At 36.6% G+C, this 17,457-nt stretch carries 13 protein-coding genes; 11 read left to right on the top strand and 2 right to left on the bottom strand.

What is annotated here, in order from left to right:
* Nucleotides 1-14: 14 nt before the first annotated feature.
* Both AC0L3Q_RS03775 and AC0L3Q_RS03770 read left to right on the top strand, forming a co-directional pair.
* Entirely contained in the window at nt 15-737 is a 723-nt protein-coding gene (locus AC0L3Q_RS03775) for a hypothetical protein (RefSeq protein ID WP_473285266.1), read from the top strand.
* 110 nt (nt 738-847) lie between these two features.
* A complete protein-coding gene (locus AC0L3Q_RS03770) occupies nt 848-1,591 on the top strand; it encodes a hypothetical protein (protein WP_473285264.1) in 744 nt (247 codons plus the stop codon).
* An 81-nt stretch (nt 1,592-1,672) separates the two neighbouring features.
* On the opposite strand, the gene AC0L3Q_RS03765 is transcribed toward AC0L3Q_RS03770, so the two are convergent.
* Both AC0L3Q_RS03765 and AC0L3Q_RS03760 read right to left on the bottom strand, forming a co-directional pair.
* Complete coding sequence (locus AC0L3Q_RS03765; RefSeq protein WP_473285262.1) at nt 1,673-2,863, bottom strand: serine hydrolase domain-containing protein; 1,191 nt, start codon at nt 2,861-2,863, stop codon at nt 1,673-1,675.
* 55 nt (nt 2,864-2,918) lie between these two features.
* Entirely contained in the window at nt 2,919-5,615 is a 2,697-nt protein-coding gene (locus AC0L3Q_RS03760; RefSeq protein WP_473285260.1) for a DUF5916 domain-containing protein, read from the bottom strand.
* A 281-nt stretch (nt 5,616-5,896) separates the two neighbouring features.
* Here AC0L3Q_RS03760 and rplM point away from each other — a divergent pair, with 281 nt between their 5' ends.
* From rplM to asnS, 9 genes are all read left to right on the top strand, one after another.
* Nucleotides 5,897-6,352, top strand: a complete 456-nt coding sequence (gene rplM, locus AC0L3Q_RS03755; protein ID WP_473285258.1) for a 50S ribosomal protein L13 — start codon at nt 5,897-5,899, stop codon at nt 6,350-6,352.
* Entirely contained in the window at nt 6,352-6,738 is a 387-nt protein-coding gene (gene rpsI / locus AC0L3Q_RS03750; protein ID WP_473285256.1) for a 30S ribosomal protein S9, read from the top strand. The genes rplM and rpsI overlap by 1 nt, the downstream gene beginning before the upstream one ends.
* 130 nt (nt 6,739-6,868) lie before the next feature.
* Nucleotides 6,869-7,648: a 30S ribosomal protein S2 gene (rpsB, locus tag AC0L3Q_RS03745; protein ID WP_473285255.1), complete on the top strand. Its 780-nt coding sequence runs from the start codon at nt 6,869-6,871 to the stop codon at nt 7,646-7,648.
* Nucleotides 7,649-7,810: 162 nt separating this feature from the next.
* Nucleotides 7,811-8,632: a translation elongation factor Ts gene (gene tsf, locus AC0L3Q_RS03740; protein ID WP_473285253.1), complete on the top strand. Its 822-nt coding sequence runs from the start codon at nt 7,811-7,813 to the stop codon at nt 8,630-8,632.
* A 392-nt stretch (nt 8,633-9,024) separates the two neighbouring features.
* Nucleotides 9,025-9,732 carry a UMP kinase gene (pyrH, locus tag AC0L3Q_RS03735; RefSeq protein WP_073315671.1) on the top strand — a complete coding sequence of 236 codons (708 nt, stop codon included), beginning with the start codon at nt 9,025-9,027 and terminating at the stop codon, nt 9,730-9,732.
* Nucleotides 9,733-9,802: 70 nt separating this feature from the next.
* The gene (frr, locus tag AC0L3Q_RS03730) at nt 9,803-10,366 is read left to right on the top strand and encodes a ribosome recycling factor (protein ID WP_073315672.1); all 564 of its coding nucleotides are present in this window, start codon (nt 9,803-9,805) and stop codon (nt 10,364-10,366) included.
* 90 nt (nt 10,367-10,456) lie between these two features.
* Complete coding sequence (locus AC0L3Q_RS03725) at nt 10,457-12,901, top strand: DUF5686 family protein (RefSeq protein WP_473285251.1); 2,445 nt, start codon at nt 10,457-10,459, stop codon at nt 12,899-12,901.
* Nucleotides 12,902-12,988: 87 nt separating this feature from the next.
* Nucleotides 12,989-15,391, top strand: coding sequence for an efflux RND transporter permease subunit (locus AC0L3Q_RS03720; RefSeq protein WP_473285249.1), 2,403 nt, complete (start codon nt 12,989-12,991; stop codon nt 15,389-15,391).
* A gap of 588 nt (nt 15,392-15,979) precedes the next feature.
* Nucleotides 15,980-17,422, top strand: a complete 1,443-nt coding sequence (asnS, locus tag AC0L3Q_RS03715; RefSeq protein WP_073315674.1) for an asparagine--tRNA ligase — start codon at nt 15,980-15,982, stop codon at nt 17,420-17,422.
* Nucleotides 17,423-17,457 lie beyond the last annotated feature (35 nt).

Below are 17,457 nucleotides of genomic sequence, written 5' to 3'. Positions count from 1 at the left end.
AAAGAAAAATAACAATGAAAAAAATTAAATATATATTCAAAGGCTTTTTAATCTGCTCTTTTGGACTATTAATTACCAGTTGCGAAGTTGAAGATGGAGCACAAGGGCCTGCAGGGCAAAATGGCATTGACGGGGTCGATGGTATTGACGGAGTTGACGGAGTTGATGGAATTGATGGAGTTGATGGAACCGATGGTCAAGGGTTTGAAGAGTTGACCCAATTTGGGGCTATCAGTCTTTTTCTAGAAGGCACTCGACCCGACAATATTCCTTTTACCGATAACAATCTGTTTAAATTCACTCCTATATCTCCAAATATTTTACCCAATGCCAGTTCGGTTTTTGAGACAGATACAGGTTTTCGATTTGTATTGGGACGATCACTAAGTGCTCCTAATATCGATCAGCCAATAATAAGTATGATACTAGATGTAAACGCTCCAGGAACACCAAATCAGGAATTTGAATTAAAAATACTAATTCAAAATTATGCAGTAATTTCTGCAGATCTAACCATTTTTGAAGTAGAAAATTTTAACATTTTTACTGAAACTGCATTTTCCAATATTAGTGTCACAAATTTTGACTTTAATCTCGAAACAAAAAACCTGAAATTTTCTTACAATTTAGATATATCAGGAGAATTTAACACCACTCAAAATGATCTTTCTATTTCGGGAGAAGTGGATGTAAATGTACTACAAGTTACCGAAGACCCGCTTAATGATCTAAGATAAACTAATTATTAAAAAAAAGAACAGCATCCCAAGTGTACAACAACGTTTCAAACTTAATAGATAGGATGCTCCAACAAAATGAACGTTCTTTAAAAATCACAATAAACATAATGAAAAATACAAATCATATTTTCAAGCTATTTTTAATACTAAGTGTAGGATTCTTCTTTACCAACTGCGAAGGGGAAGATGGACTACCCGGACCTGATGGAATTGATGGAATCGACGGTATTGATGGAATCGACGGACAAAATGGACAAGATGGACAAAATGGACAGGATGGACAGAATGGACAGGATGGACAGAATGGTGTTGGTTTCGATGAATTATTAGCATTTGGAGACATTACTATCAATTATACCGGGATAAGGCCAGATAATAATGCTGCATTTACAGACACTAACATTTTCAAATTTACAGCAGTCGACGCTAATTCATTAAGAGAATTTAATTCATTTACGACAAATCCAAGTGAACCTAGCATAGCCTTTTCCATAATTAGATTTTTGGGACCTCCAGAAAGTAATCTCCAAGGTTCTTCTGTTAGTTTTAAACTAAAAGCTATCAATTCTGGAAGCCAAAATGAATCCTTTGATTTTTTACTAAATTTTGATAATTACAATATCATCTTTGATGACAACAGAATACTACAGCTAAATGATAATTTTGAAGGAGGGGCAATAGAAAATTTAAGTATCGAGAACTTTAATTTTAATGATGAAACAAATCAACTTACATTCTCCTTCTCATTTGATGTGTCGGGAGAAAACAATGAAACCGGCAATGATATCAAAATTTCTGGAGAAGTAGATATTATCGTTTTAGAAAACATTGGAAATGCAGATCCCAATTAATACTATTTTAAATTGTAAAATCTTTGTCTAAAGCAATATCATTATGAAATCCTTATGAGGGTAATTGGCTCTCATAAGGATTTACTTATTTCTCAGATCAAGATAGAACTCATAGTAATTTAGAAAAGTAGGAATCACCGGACCGTTAAATGGATTTGGTCCATTAAACAACACACAGATTCCTATGTTGTTTTCGGGATCTACCATTATTTGGGTTTTGTACTGATTCACATTACCCCCATGATAGATGACTCTCCTGTTGTGATAATCCAGAATCCTCCAACCCATAGCATAATACGAATCGGTAACTCCTTCCCATAGGTTTACATAGGTGTCTTTATCGCTAGTACAGATCACAGGATTAAAAATCTCTGTAAGCTTGTCTTTTGAAATCACATCCGGACGATACCCCAACAAGACCTTTAGATACTCCCCCATATCAGATATCGAGGCATTTATCCCTCCTGCCGCGGCTACGTTGTAGTAGTTCTTATGTAGATTATCTAATCGATATTTTTTTGAATAATGATTGTAACTATGCGGTAAAGCTACATCGGGATTGTTTTTGATAGCCGCAAAACTGCTTGATGCCGTATTCATTCCCGCTGGATTAAAAATACGATCTTTCATCAGTGTCTCAAATTGCACCCCTGTGTTTTGCTCCATTACCTTCTCGATAACAGAAAACATCGCATTTTGATATTCATATTCTACACCTTCGCGAGCAACCACTCCTTTTCTCTTGAAATTTTTAATGATTTGATCCAGATTCATTCCTTGCTGAATCAACCTGGTATAGGTATATGGATACAAACCTGTAGTATGTGACAACACATGGTTTACATTTAATCTTTTGGCCTGTTCCCGATCTCTAAGATCAAATGACACAACTGTTTCTTTGATGTTTTGATCCCAGGAAATTTCATTACGATCTGCTAGGTTACCGGCAAGAACTGCAGTTACTCCTTTGGAAAGACTTGCTATTCTAAAAACAGTATTGACCCCAACGGAATCTTGCGTATGAATCTCTTTTACACCAAATCCTTTCTTATAGATTACTGTAGAGTCTTTAACTATAACAACCGCTGCCCCTGGACATTCTGAAACATTAAAGTTGGTAGCAAAGAACTTTTCATAATGCTCCAAAAAAAATGATAATGATTCCTTTTCTGAAATTTGAGGTTTGGGATCGGGTATTATTTTTTCTTCTGTTGGCTTTGAAGTATTACAAGACATGATACCAACCAACAGAAGAATGTAAAAGTATTTCATATTGCAACAATCTAGAGTGCCGCAATATATGTTTTAAAAATGCTTTTTAAAAAACTTAAAGCACAAACCTATACGTCGCTTTAATCAAAAATGTATTTTCAGGTTGTTTATCTAGAATTTGATTGTTTAAATTACGAAAAAGATGCTCCCCCGGGTCTCCACTTCCTGTTACTCCCTGAGACCAAACCAAAAATATTTCAGACCCCGGTATATACTCCCATCTTAGCACCAAGTTAGAACGAAACTGTACAAAAGCAAAATCAGGATTACCAAAAGTATAATCCACATCACCATCTCTGTTTTCGTCTATCGAATATTCATCATCGGCAAAAGAGATCTGATCCTGATCATACAATGTAACTCGTTCAGCAAGGTCTTTGGCAACAGGATTATTAACAAAGTTAAAGTCTGTATACTTTCCTCTCGAAATAAAAGGCTCACCATAATATTGTATCGTTAAATTTGGATTGATGTTATAATTTACCCGAATACTGGCGCTTAAGGTTTGTTGATCAATATTTGCCGTGATATATCTAGGAGTTCCACCAAAATCGACCTCGGTCACATACTGCGTTTTATTAGGGTTTTGCCTGAACTGTGGATTAAGAGATAAGCTCAACGCATTAAACGGTTGATAATTGAGTCGCACAACATATCGATTAAAAGAGAAGTTGTTCTGTTTAGCTCTCGACCCATCATACCCCAACGTGAAGCTAAACTTTTTCCTTCTATCCGAGCCAAAAAACAGAAAAGCGAAGTTTTCTTCAGAGAAGCGCCATCTTGGCCCTCCTTGTAAAATAGTATTTGAAAAAATCCTTGGTTTATGTCCAAATCCAGCTTCGGTCCACCAGTTATTAATGTAATTTATTTCACCTCGAATAAAATATTGGATACGATTGTAGTTTCCATCAAAATCAAAAGTTGAAAACTGTTCGGCAAAAATATTTGCCCTTCGATACAACTTTGTAGGTTTCAAAAACAAATATCGAACATTCGCAAACTGACGAATTTCGTCTGCCTGTCTCAAAAATCCAATATCATTAAGTTCTAATTCTGGTGATCTCCAAAAAATCCCCGCATTATATCTCCAACGTCCACCACCAGATTTCCCTCCTACTAGTTTACCTCCAGTACCTGTTAACGAAGTTCTATTTGGATCAACCTCTACATGCCCCGCATCTGGTCGTTGAAAGTTATGCGTAAGCTCTTGCTGTGTTGCTTCAATTGCCTCTTTAGATCCTTCAACATGACTAAGCACCATATTTCCTTCTATATAATATTTTCTATCTTTCCAGTTATGCCTAAAATCTACACCCCCGGAGTAAGCAGATTTTCGAAGGGCGTTCAGATTATTTTCTCTTGTACCCACCAACTCAGAAGTCTCATCTGTATTAGGATCATCACTATCTATTTCGAAAGGATCTCCCAAATCCCGATTCGTAGCCGTAAAAATTCCACCGATAAATGTATTGCGTTCATTGAAATCTTTTTGAACCCGTCCTACAAAATAATTGGTAAGAGGTTCCACTACAGCTTCTCTTCTATTTCCATCCTCATCTTGGATGGTGGCAATCTCTCTTTCGGTGATACTTTCTAATACCCCAATAGACCATCCATTTTTAGTTTTCCCACTAAACTTAGCTGCACCAAGAATAGTGGTATTAGTAGGCCTATCTATAAATTCACCATCCAGTTGGTTTATAGATCCCTGAGGATTTCTTCCGATTCTTCGGGAATAAAAGACGTTATCAAATCCATTGGCAAAACGATAGTCAAATATATTTTTGTTCTCCACAAAAAAGGGGCGTTGTTCTCTGAAGAAGATCTGAAATCCATCGAGCGCAATAGCTGCAGGATCCGCTTCTACTTGTCCGAAATCAGGATTTACAGTCAAGTCCAAGGTAAGATCATTGGTGATTCCAATTTTGGCATCAAGCCCGCCATTTAATTTAAATTCTTCTCCATCCCTAAACGGATTTCCCTCTTCTGCCGGAAAGGTATCAAACTGTGTTACGGCAAAAGGCTGAATTTCTAATTGTTTTTGCGGTTCGATATCGATCAGCCCATGTAGTTCTCCAAACTCACTTACCCAACCCGGAGCATCTTGCGGAATTCGTTGCCAAACCGAACGCTCCTCGTTTCTAAAAAAACGACGATTAACTTGAAGTCCCCAGATTTGCTCTTTACTCTTACCAAACTTTACCTGACTTAGTGGGATTTTTACTTCGGCAGTCCATCCTTCGTCATCGATTTGCGTAGCCGTATACCAAATGGGATTCCAACTGCCATCCCAATTATTCCCGTTTTGAGAAATAAACTCATCTCCTTTTACACCTGATGCCGTAATGGTGAATGAAAAACCAGTTCGTTTATCATGGTAGGTATCCAAATTGATTTCTACCCAATCTCCTGCAAAACCATCTCGTCGAGATAGTCGTTTTTCAATTTTATCAGGCTCGGTATCAAAACACCGATATGCTACATAAAGGTATTTTTGATCATACACTATTTTAAATTTGGTCTGTTGAGAAGGCGGCGTATTTTCATCGGGTTGATTTTCGATAAAATCTCCTGTCCATTCTACAATGTCCCAACTGGCGTCATCTATTTGACCGTCTATTGTAGGAGGCTCACGGTCCTTGAGTGGTTTAGTAATGTAAATTCTTTTCTTAACTGTACTTGTCGAATCTTGTGAATAAGAGGTAAAATGTACCAATACGAAAAGTACTAAAATATGGGTCACATATTTCATGATGATTAGATGTTTATTGATTGATGTACTTAAAAATGACAGAAATAATTGAGCTTTGTCACACCTGCTGTTGTTTTTTAGTAAAAAATTAACACCAAAACAGTAGTATTCCCTCCCGAAACAACTCCATTAATAGCATTCTTACTCACATCTCTGATTACCAATGTATCATCTAATAAAAATAATCTGAATCTGAGGTTTGCTATATAAATATATAATCGTACATTTGCACCCCTATTTTATATAGGAAAAGGAATGTTTAATAAGTAAAATTAATTAGTGTGGACACATTAAGTTACAAAACAGTATCTGCTAATCAAGGCACCGTTAATAAAGAATGGTTGCACATAGATGCTGAAGGACAGACTTTAGGACGTCTATCTTCTGTAGTTGCAATATTACTAAGAGGAAAGCACAAGCCTAGCTTTACCCCACACGTTGATTGCGGTGATAATGTTATCATTACCAATGCCGAGAAAATCAACTTAACAGGAAAAAAGTGGACTGATAAATCTTATATCCGTCACACAGGATATCCTGGAGGGCAAAGAAGTCTTACTGCTCAGGAGTTATACGAAAAGAACCCAGAGCGTTTAATCGAAAAAGCGGTAAAAGGAATGCTACCTAAAAACAAATTAGGAGCTGCTTTATTCCGTAATTTAAAGGTATATGCTGGAGCAGAACACAACCAGGAAGCTCAGCAGCCTAAAACTGTTAACTTAAACGAATTTAAGTAATGGAAGTTATTCACAAAATTGGTCGTAGAAAAACGGCTGTAGCTAGAGTATATCTTAAAGATGGCTCTGGAAAAATTACGGTTAACAAAAAAGATCTTAACGACTACTTTACTACCGCTCCTTTACAGTACAAAGTAAACCAACCTCTTACGCTAACTAGCAACGAGGACAAGTACGATGTAAATGTAAATGTTTACGGTGGTGGAATTACAGGTCAAGCTGAAGCAGTTCGTTTAGCTATCTCTAGAGCGGTATGCGAACTAGACGAAGAAAACAGATCAATCCTTAAACCAGAAGGATTGTTAACCAGAGATCCTAGAATGGTAGAGCGTAAGAAATTCGGTCAGAAGAAAGCGCGTAAGAAATTCCAGTTCTCTAAACGTTAATTTAATAAAACTGTATTTGTTGTTACCTCGTTTTTGTCGAGGGTTAGTTTAGCATCTAAATGCACGAGGCCATATCAAAAGATAGCCACTTGAGCATTGCTAATTCAACAGAACGTAAACTATTACAAAAATGGCAAACAATATCGAAGTAAAAGAGTTACTTGATGCAGGTGTACACTTTGGACACCTAACAAGAAGATGGGATCCTAACATGGCACCATATATCTATATGGAGCGTAACGGGATTCACATCATTAATCTATATAAAACTGCTGCAAAAATCGAAGAAGCTTCTGAAGCTTTAAAGAAAATCGCAGCGTCCGGCAGAAAAATTCTTTTTGTTGCGACAAAGAAACAAGCTAAAGAAATCGTTGCGGAAAAAGCAAGTAAAGCAAACCAGCCATACATTACTGAAAGATGGCCAGGTGGAATGCTTACCAACTTTGTAACTATCCGTAAAGCTGTTAAGAAAATGGCTGCAATCGATAGAATGAAGAAAGATGGTACTTTCAACACACTATCCAAAAAAGAGCGTTTACAGGTAGATCGTTTAAGAGCAAAATTAGAAAAGAACCTTGGTTCTATCTCTGATATGACTCGTTTACCTGGAGCCTTATTTGTTGTAGATATTACTCGCGAGCACATCGCAGTAAAAGAAGCTCAGAAATTAAACATTCCTATTTTTGCAATGGTGGATACAAATTCTGACCCACGTCAGGTAGATTTTGTAATCCCTGCAAATGATGATGCTTCTAAGTCTATCAACAAAGTAATGGACTACGTTACGGATGCTATTGTTGAAGGTTTGAGCGAAAGAAAAGCTTCAAAAGACGCGCCTAAAAAAGAAGCTCCTGCTAAAAAAGAAGAAGCTGCAGTAGTAGCTGAAGCTGCAAAACAAGAAGAAGAATAAACGAAAATATCGTTTAGCAATCTTTACAGTTACAGGTTAAGCATATATTATTCTTAACCATAACATAAAATTGACGAGTCGTTTGGTTCTTTACTTTTGCAGTAATAACTAAACGACTTGTTGTTTATTTAAAAAACACATTACACATTAAATTTTAAAGGTATGGCAAAGATTACAGCCGCAGAAGTAAATAAATTAAGAAAAGCGACAGGTGCTGGAATGATGGATTGCAAAAAAGCACTTGTAGAAGCTGATGGTGATTTTGACAAAGCAATTGAAATCCTTAGAAAAAAAGGACAAAAAGTTGCTGCAAACAGAGCTGACAGAGAATCTACTGAAGGTGCTGTTATTGCAAAAGTAAACGACTCTAAGAATAAAGGAGTAATCGTTTCTCTAAACTGCGAAACTGACTTCGTAGGGAAAAACGAAACTTTCGTTTCTTTGGCTCACGAACTTGCAGAATTAGCATTAACTGCTTCTTCAAAAGAAGATTTACTTGCAAAAGACTTTAATGGTATCACTGTTCAGGACAAATTAACTGAGCAAACAGGTGTGATTGGAGAGAAAATAGAAATCGGTGATTTCAGAATATTAGAAGCTCCATTTGTAGGATCATATATCCATGCAGGTAACAAAATTGGTGTATTAACTGGTTTATCTCAAAGTGCTGATGGTGCTGATGCCGTTGCAAAAGACGTTGCTATGCAAGCTGCTGCAATGAACCCCGTAGCATTAAACGAGGACGGTGTTGATCAAACTGTAATCGACAAAGAAATCGAGATTGCAAAAGATCAATTACGTCAGGAAGGAAAGCCAGAAGAAATGCTTGACAACATTGCAAAGGGTAAAATCAAACGTTTCTTTAAAGATAACACACTAGTAAACCAAGCGTTTATCAAAGACGGTAAGCAAAGCGTTGCAGACTATGTAAAAACATTAGGAGATGTAAGCGTTGTTGGTTTTGAAAGAGTAGCTTTAGGATAGTCATTAGTTTTTGACTTCATAAAAATAAAAACCGCTTCAAATCTGAAGCGGTTTTTTTCTTCTTCATTATTGAAATATCTTTTCCGTCTTTTAACTCATAAGATCCTGAGATCTTATCCCCCATTATTAAGACTAACCCCCATTAGCCTAAAAAAGCTTAAAGACTACATCAAAATATTTCTCATCCCTACACTTTTTTGTTTTCCTTACCGCAAACCTATAACATAAATCAGCACAGATCAATACCCATTGCAGGGGAAAAACACCCTTTTTTTATAGAAACCAGCAAACTTTAACATTTCAGAATTATTTTAGAAAGCTTTACCTTTATTAATCAAAGTATTTTCTAAATTGATAATATCATTATATTTGCAGCACAGTTCAAAACAGCAATGAAATACAAAAGAATATTACTTAAGTTATCTGGCGAGGCCCTTATGGGTGAACGCCAATATGGTATTGATCCCAAACGATTGGCAGAATACGCTGATGAAATCAAAAAAATTATAGACAGAGGAGTTCAGGTAGCCATCGTAATTGGTGGAGGTAATATTTTTAGAGGTGTAGCAGGAGCCAGTAAAGGAATGGACAGAGTGCAGGCAGATCATATGGGAATGTTAGCCACTGTTATTAACGGTTTAGCTTTACAAAGTGCCTTAGAAGATGCCGAAATCCCGACAAGACTACAATCTGCAGTAAAGATCAATGAAGTAGCAGAACCTTTTATTAGACGAAGAGCATTACGTCACCTAGAAAAAGGAAGAGTTGTTATTTTTGGTGGAGGAACCGGTAACCCTTATTTTACAACAGACTCTGCTGCGGTATTAAGAGCAATAGAAATCAATGCAGATGTGATCCTAAAAGGAACACGTGTAGATGGAATATACACCTCGGATCCTGAGAAAAATGCAGACGCCACAAAATTCGATTTTATCACTTTTGATGACGTATTAAGCAAAGGGCTAAAAGTAATGGACACCACTGCATTTACACTAAGTCAAGAAAACGAATTACCAATTATTGTTTTTGATATGAACAAATCCGGAAATTTATTAAAGGTTGTTTCTGGAGAAGCAGTTGGTACTCAAGTAAATCTTTAAAATCACAAACCATCTTATCAAAGTTGTTTTTGGTAAGACTTTTGATTGGTTAATAGAAAAGCATCGAACTATGAACGAAGAAATAGATTTTATTCTGGATTCAACAAAAGAATCTATGCAAGCAGCAATAGCGCATCTAGAAAAAAAACTACTTAATATTAGAGCTGGAAAAGCTTCTCCTGCAATGCTGGGTGGAGTTTTGGTAGAATATTACGGTTCTCCTACTCCTCTTAATCAGGTAGGAAATGTTACCACTCCGGATGCACGAACTATTACTATCCAACCTTTTGAAAAATCTTTGATACCAGAGATAGAAAAAGGGATTATGATGGCCAATCTTGGGTTTAACCCAATGAATAACGGGGAAAGTGTGATTATCAATGTTCCGCCGCTTACTGAGGAGCGTCGTAGAGAACTAGTAAAGCAAGCCAAATCTGAAGCTGAAGATTCTAAAGTTGGTGTTCGTAATGATCGAAAAAACGCCAATAACGAAATCAAAAAGCTCGAAAAAGAAGGGCTTTCAGAAGATATGGCCAAGAACACCGAAGTGGATGTTCAGGAACTTACTGACGCCTATATCAAGAAGATAGACGAGATGCTATCTCACAAAGAGAAAGAAATCATGACCGTATAACTCTTATGATATACGATAATAATATCTTAATGCGTTTTCTATATGGAAACGCTTTTTTGTATATTCGTTTTTTTGAACCTCGTCCTTATAATGCGAAGTAAATTATTTTGTTTTTTATTTTTTACGCACTTTGTCGTCATATCCCAAGTTAGCATTAGAGGAATTGTAATTGACGAAGTATCTAAGCAACCCCTTCCTTTTGCCACTGTAAAAACTGAAAGAGCCTCTTACGCCCTGACCTCGGTGAATGGTGAGTTTGTGATACGTTGTAAAACTACCCCGGTTAAGCTAACCGTAAGCTATTTGGGATATCAACCCAAAACCATACAAGTTACTGCAGAAGACAAAGAAAATGTAAGGGTAAGCCTGGTAGCTGCAGAAGAAGATCTGGGTACGGTAAATGTCAAAGATCAAGAAAATGTAGCCGCCAAAATCATCAAAGAAGCAATCCAAAGAAAAAAGCAAAACGATCCCAAAAAATCACTTCAAAATTACTCCTACAAAAGCTACAATAAGTTTAAGATTACCGAAGACAATCAAGCCTTATTGAAAACCCAGGATACCGCCCGAAGTGATATAGAACGTATTTTTAATGAAGCCCATTCCTTTTTATCCGAAAAAGTAAGTAACCATCATTTCAGAAAAGGGTTAGAAGAAAAAGAAACCGTTCTAGCTACACGAATGACCGGCTTTGAAGAACCAGTTTATAATGTTCTTGGAATCAAAGTACAATCCAATTCGTTATACAACGAAGATTACACTATTTTCAACAATAAATTTATTGGTCCTTTATCCAATAGAGCGCTGCGTAATTATTACTACAAAGTGCTCGACACCACCCAGGATGAACATCCTGCCTTCGTGATTTTGTTTCAGCCTAGAAAATCAAAAAACTATGCCAGCCTGGAAGGAGTATTATACCTGGATGTAAAAACCTTAGCCGTTCAAAAAGCAATTATTGAACTTCGCGGAGAGCTTAATGTAATGGCCAGGCATGATTTCAATTATTTTAAGGAACAGGAAAGCTGGTTTCCTACTAGCAAAGAAATTACAATTCGACCAGGCAACGGAAGGCAAAAAGTAACGCTTTTTGGAGGAAGAATTTCGGTGGGACGCCTTGGTATCGACAAAAAGAGTTTTACCGGAAATAATGATTTCTTAGTCTCAAAGACAGACATTTTTAATATCAAGCTAAATACCAGTGATAACGACGTTACTTCAAATTTACCAGCAATAAAAATTGACCCAGAGGCTAATCATCGATCTGAAGAATTTTGGAATCAATATAGAACCAGTGCTATAACTGACAAAGACCTTAATTCTTTCCCCGTAGTAGACAGTATCGTCAAGGCTCAGAATATTAAACGTAGGATCAACGTTATTCAGAGTTTTAATGTAGGGTATTATCCTGTAGGTTTTTTTGATTTTGATCTTACCTACCCTATCAAATACAACAATTTTGAAGGATTGCGTCTAGGAGTAGGTGGATTAACAAATAATAAATTGTCTGATCGATTCAGACTAGAAGGCTATCTGGTATATGGATTTAGAGATTCAAAATCCAAATTTGGAGTTGGTGGTGGAGTATTGGTAAACAAAAAAACCACTTCCTGGTTGAATGTCAATTACACAGACGACATCAGAGAGGTAGGAAGTTTTATGTACCTTACCGATCGCAGGGTATATTCGCTATTCGAACCTCGATTGGTCAATATCGATTTCTACTACAAACACCGAACCTGGAGCACCAGTTTGCAACATCAAATATCCCCCAAACTGCTTTCTGAAACTCAACTCTCGGTAAGCAACATTAATCAAACAGGAGGTTATCAATTTATAAACGATGGAACGGCTTTTTCTGGGTATAAAACCGCAGAAGCTACTCTTGCATTGCGATGGAGCCCTTTCAGTCGTTTTTTGAAAACCCCAACGGGCCTTAAAGAAATTCAGGATGGGTATCCCAAGATTACTGCTCAATATACCCAAGGGTTTAAAGGCATATTTGATAGTAATTTCAGCTATAGCAAAATAGGAATCAAGGCAGAATACATTATCAACCGTATCAACCAATCCAGCACCAGTATTTTACTGGAAGGAGATTTAGCCACTGGCGATGTCCCGTTAACACATCTGTATCATGCGTATCCCAATGCGCCAACAAAAGAAACAGTTTTACAACGTTTTTCGGTGGCAGGAAGAAGAACATTTGAGACCATGTTTTTTGGTGAATTTTTTAGCGACAGACTTGCCACTTTGCAGATCAAACACAGAATTGAACCTGTTAAAATTACAAGTTGGTTTAAACCAGAGGTTGTTTTTATTACCCGATATGCCTTGGGTGATGTGAGCAATATTCAAAACCATCAGGGAGTTGAGTTTACTTCTTTAAAGGATCTATATCAGGAATCCGGTTTTGAAATCAATAAATTATTCGCCGGTTTTGGTTTGAGTTTTGCCTATCGATATGGAGCCTACCACTTACCGGATGTTGCAGATAATATTTCGTTTAAGTTCACATTCTATTTGAAACTATAATTATTTTCGAAATTAACCATTTTCTTTACACGAATTCGTAAACAATAACTATCCAAATCATTACATTTGCATCTGGAAAATAAAGGAATGGCAAAATTATTCAGTTTTGGTTTTTGGAATGCGCTAGCTGGAATCATCCTCCGTAACAGAGCCGCAATTTTTATTGTAATAATAGGGATCACCGTTTTTCTTGGATTTCAATGGAAAAACATGAGATTTTCTTATACCGAAGCCAATCTCTTACCCGATGATCACGAAGTAAACATACAATACAAACAATTTCTTGATAAGTTTGGTGAAGAAGGGAATCTGATCGTTTTAGCCGTAAAAGACAGTACACTTTTTACTCCAGAAAAATTAAAAGCCTGGAATGCATTTAATGAATCCTTTAAGACTTTCCCGGAAATTGATTTGGTAGTTTCTATTGGGGATCTCAAAAAATTAAAGAAAGAAGACAATCCTCCAAGATTCGAGCTAATTCCTTTTATAAAAGATTCTACTTACTCTGAAGAGCAAGTTTCTAAATACGAATATGAGCTTTTTAATAAGCTACCTTTTTATGAAGGCTTAGTGTTTAGCAAAAATTCACATACGATCCAAAGTGCTTTATATCTCGATAAAGAAATAGTAAACACTCCGGTAAGAAAGGATTTCATTATGAATACCCTGCAACCCATGGTTCAGGATTTTGAAGCAAAATACGACCTGGATATTAAGGTCTCTGGTATGCCTTACATACGCACCTTGAATTCGCAAAACATTATGGATGAAATTTTAATTTTCATCATTGCGGCCTTGCTGGTAACTTCTCTTATCTTTTTCTTTTTCTTTAGATCATTTAGAGCAACGTTCATATCGATGACAGCAGTAATCATTGGAGTGATGTGGGCATTTGGTCTTTTGGGTCTTTTGGAGTATGAAATTACAGTGCTTACTGCTATTATTCCACCCTTGGTGATTGTAATCGGTATCCCCAATTGTATTTTCTTAATCAACAAGTATCAACAAGAGATAAAAAAACACGGGAATAAGGCCAAATCGCTACAACGTGTCATTACCAAAGTAGGAAATGCTACTCTAATGACCAATGTAACTACAGCAGCTGGTTTTGCCACTTTTGCATTGACAGAAAGTAAACTTTTAAAGGAGTTCGGAATCGTTGCATCACTCAACATTGTAGCCCTATTTATTCTTTGTCTTTTGGTTATTACTATAATTTACAGCTACATGCCTCAACCCAAAGAACGACACCTAAAGCACTTAGGTAAGCGGTGGATAGAAAGGCTTGTAGACTGGATGGAGAATATGGTAAAAAACAGAAGAGTTACCATTTATTTTTCTTCGGTTATTATTTTGATCGCTAGTATTATCGGGATTTATACGATCAAAGTATCGGGTAGTTTGCTCGAAGACATGCCAAAGGGTGCAGGTTTTTTTCAGGATATTCTGTTTTTTGAACAAGAGTTTGATGGCATCATGCCTTTGGAAATATTGGTAGACACCAAAAGAAAACAAGGAGTTTTAAAACTTCCTACACTCAAGCGAATGGAGAAGCTACAGGTACTATTGGAAGAGACTCCAGAGTTATCCAAACCGATCTCTATTGTTAGCTTAGTAAAATACTCCAAACAGGCTTTTTACAACGGTAATCCAAAGTACTATCAATTACCTACCAGCCAAGAACGAAATTTTATCCTTCCCTATGCAAAAAGCTTCGAATCTGAAGCCGGAGTCATGCAAAGCTATGTAGATTCTACAGGGCAGTATGCGAGAATCACTACTTTTATGAAGGATGTGGGTACCGAAGAAATGGAACGGATCGAAGCCGCTCTTTTACCCCAAATAGCAAAAATATTTCCTGAAGATCGATATACCATCACATTCACAGGAAAGGCCTTAGTTTTCCAGAAAGGAACAAAATACCTGGTGTATAATCTGATATTCTCTCTAGGTCTTGCTATATTTTTGATTGCGCTATTTATGGCGTGGATGTTTAGATCTTTTAAAATGATTATCATCTCATTAATCCCCAACTTGCTTCCGTTGTTGATGACTGCTGGACTTATGGGATTTATAGGGGTACCGATAAAACCTTCTACTATTCTTGTATTTAGTATAGCATTTGGAATATCTGTAGATGACACCATACATTTTCTTGCCAAATATCGTCAAGAATTAAAATCCAATCATTGGAGAATACGAAAATCCGTTTTAGCATCCTTAAGAGAAACCGGGGTAAGTATGTTTTATACCTCAACGGTTCTGTTTTTTGGATTTTCGGTGTTCTTGATCTCCAGTTTTGGAGGCACTAAAGCTTTGGGAGGTTTGGTATCTACCACCTTGCTTTTTGCGATGCTTGCCAATTTGTTGCTACTTCCATCATTACTCCTTTCGTTAGAGCGAAGTATTGCCAACAAGAAAACGCTAAAAGAGCCTAAACTAAAAATTATCCCCAACGAGGAAGAAATTGCCAATTCTGAAGAAGAATAAAAAATAAAATGACTTCATAAAAAAAGCCCCGTTAGTAAACTAACGGGACTTCTGTAAGATAGATTACCCCAAAACCTATCGAACTAAACTTAACGTAAACACAATCGTCATAATTGCATATGCAAGATACTGCCCCTTTTCGTATTTTAAAATAGCCTCTAGGGGGAAAAATCCCCTTTTTTGTCAATATGCATAAATTTTAACATTATTTAAACAAGTAAAAACTATCAAAATCTCAAAAAATCGCTGATTTTCAATAGTTTGAAATCTCACTCAAGAATACCAAAACTCCTCTTCTATCATTTAAAAGACCGGATTATTTCTTTTTTTCACCTCAAATCATGGCTTTTTATGATTTTTAGGTATCATCACAGTATCAAAAAAACGACAATATCTATCGTATGTGACAACATCTTTGATAGCTTCAAAAAGAACACCCAAAGAATTTACGCCCAAAAATGATTTTTTGAATTCATTTGATGATGCTTCAATCCGATTAAAAATTTATCTTTGCTACCTTAATTTTCTAAAGAATACTTTTTTAAAAGAGTATTCAAAGAGCATTTAATTACAAGAAATTAGATTACAATGAAACATACTAAAGTAATAGAGGTACTACAAAGTGATAAACTATTACAGCCGGTAATGGTAAAAGGCTGGGTTCGTTCTTTTCGTAACGATCGTTTTATAGCGATCAATGATGGATCAACTATTAATAATATTCAGTGTGTTTTAGAAGACAATACGGTTGAAGCTGCAATCCAAAACAGAATAACTATTGGTGCTGCAGTATCGATCACAGGAACTTTGGTAGAAAGTCAGGGTAAAGGACAGCGTGTAGAGATTCAGGTTTCAGAATTGGAAATTGAAGGTGATGCAGATCCAGAAGAATTAAAACTTACGATTCTTTCACCAAAACGTCACTCTCTGGAAAAACTAAGAGAACAAGCACACTTAAGAGTACGTACCAATACTTTTGGTGCAATTATGCGTATGCGCTCTAAGTTATCTTTTGCAGTGCACGAGTATTTTCAGAAAAATGATTTTTATTATGTACATACTCCGGTAATTACAGGAAGTGATGCTGAAGGAGCTGGTGAAGCTTTTAAGGTAACCAACTTTGATCTTAAAAACGTTCCGCAAACAGAAGATGGCGAAATAGATTACAAACAAGACTTTTTTGGACGCGAAACCAACCTTACCGTTTCTGGTCAGCTAGAGGCAGAAACCTATGCCATGGGATTGGGACAAGTGTATACTTTTGGCCCAACTTTTAGAGCAGAAAACTCGAATACATCAAGACACCTTGCTGAGTTTTGGATGATCGAGCCAGAAGTAGCTTTTTGTGATCTAGACGGAAACATGGATTTGGCGGAAGATTTTATCAAATATATCATTCAATATGTATTGGATAACTGTCAGGATGATTTGGCGTTCTTAGAGAATCGATTGGTTCAGGAAGACAAACAAAAGCCTCAGGCAGAACGTGCAGAAATGTTACTTAGAGATAAACTAAAGTTTGTTTTGGAGAACAACTTCAAAAGAGTGAGTTATACCGAAGCAATCGAAATACTTCAAAACTCTAAACCCAACAAAAAGAAGAAATTCAAATTTCCGATTGATGGATGGGGAGCAGATTTGCAGAGTGAACATGAGAGATACTTGGTTGAAAAGCATTTTAAATGTCCCGTGATTTTGTTTGATTATCCAGCTGACATCAAAGCATTTTACATGCGTTTGAACGAAGATGGAAAGACAGTACGAGCCATGGACATTTTATTCCCGGGTATCGGTGAGATGGTTGGAGGATCTCAACGAGAAGAACGTTTGGATGTCTTAAAAGAAAAAATGGCTGCTCTGGATATTCCTGAAGAAGAATTATGGTGGTATCTAGATACTCGTCGATTTGGCACCTGTGTACATAGCGGATTTGGACTTGGTTTTGAACGTATGGTTCAGTTTGTTACAGGTATGGGTAATATTAGAGACGTTATCCCTTACCCAAGAACTCCACTTAACGCGGAGTTTTAATATCCAGATCACATTCTTTAAGAAAGTTCTTATAG

This window comes from Aquimarina sp. KJ22-3, assembly GCF_055808215.1.
Note: the sequence above shows the minus strand (reverse complement) of the source record. Positions and strands in the feature narration are given on the sequence as shown.

Bases quoted from the DNA above. Each gene is read 5' to 3' on its own strand.
- AC0L3Q_RS03770 (WP_473285264.1), top strand. From the start codon at position 848: ATGAAAAATACAAATCATATTTTCAAGCTATTTTTAATACTAAGTGTA.
- tsf (WP_473285253.1), top strand. From the start codon at position 7,811: ATGGCAAAGATTACAGCCGCAGAAGTAAATAAATTAAGAAAAGCGACA.
- AC0L3Q_RS03760 (WP_473285260.1), bottom strand. From the start codon at position 5,615: ATGAAATATGTGACCCATATTTTAGTACTTTTCGTATTGGTACATTTT.
- asnS (WP_073315674.1), top strand. From the start codon at position 15,980: ATGAAACATACTAAAGTAATAGAGGTACTACAAAGTGATAAACTATTA.
- rpsB (WP_473285255.1), top strand. From the start codon at position 6,869: ATGGCAAACAATATCGAAGTAAAAGAGTTACTTGATGCAGGTGTACAC.
- AC0L3Q_RS03765 (WP_473285262.1), bottom strand. From the start codon at position 2,863: ATGAAATACTTTTACATTCTTCTGTTGGTTGGTATCATGTCTTGTAAT.
- frr (WP_073315672.1), top strand. From the start codon at position 9,803: ATGAACGAAGAAATAGATTTTATTCTGGATTCAACAAAAGAATCTATG.
- pyrH (WP_073315671.1), top strand. From the start codon at position 9,025: ATGAAATACAAAAGAATATTACTTAAGTTATCTGGCGAGGCCCTTATG.
- rpsI (WP_473285256.1), top strand. From the start codon at position 6,352: ATGGAAGTTATTCACAAAATTGGTCGTAGAAAAACGGCTGTAGCTAGA.
- AC0L3Q_RS03725 (WP_473285251.1), top strand. From the start codon at position 10,457: ATGCGAAGTAAATTATTTTGTTTTTTATTTTTTACGCACTTTGTCGTC.
- AC0L3Q_RS03720 (WP_473285249.1), top strand. From the start codon at position 12,989: ATGGCAAAATTATTCAGTTTTGGTTTTTGGAATGCGCTAGCTGGAATC.
- AC0L3Q_RS03775 (WP_473285266.1), top strand. From the start codon at position 15: ATGAAAAAAATTAAATATATATTCAAAGGCTTTTTAATCTGCTCTTTT.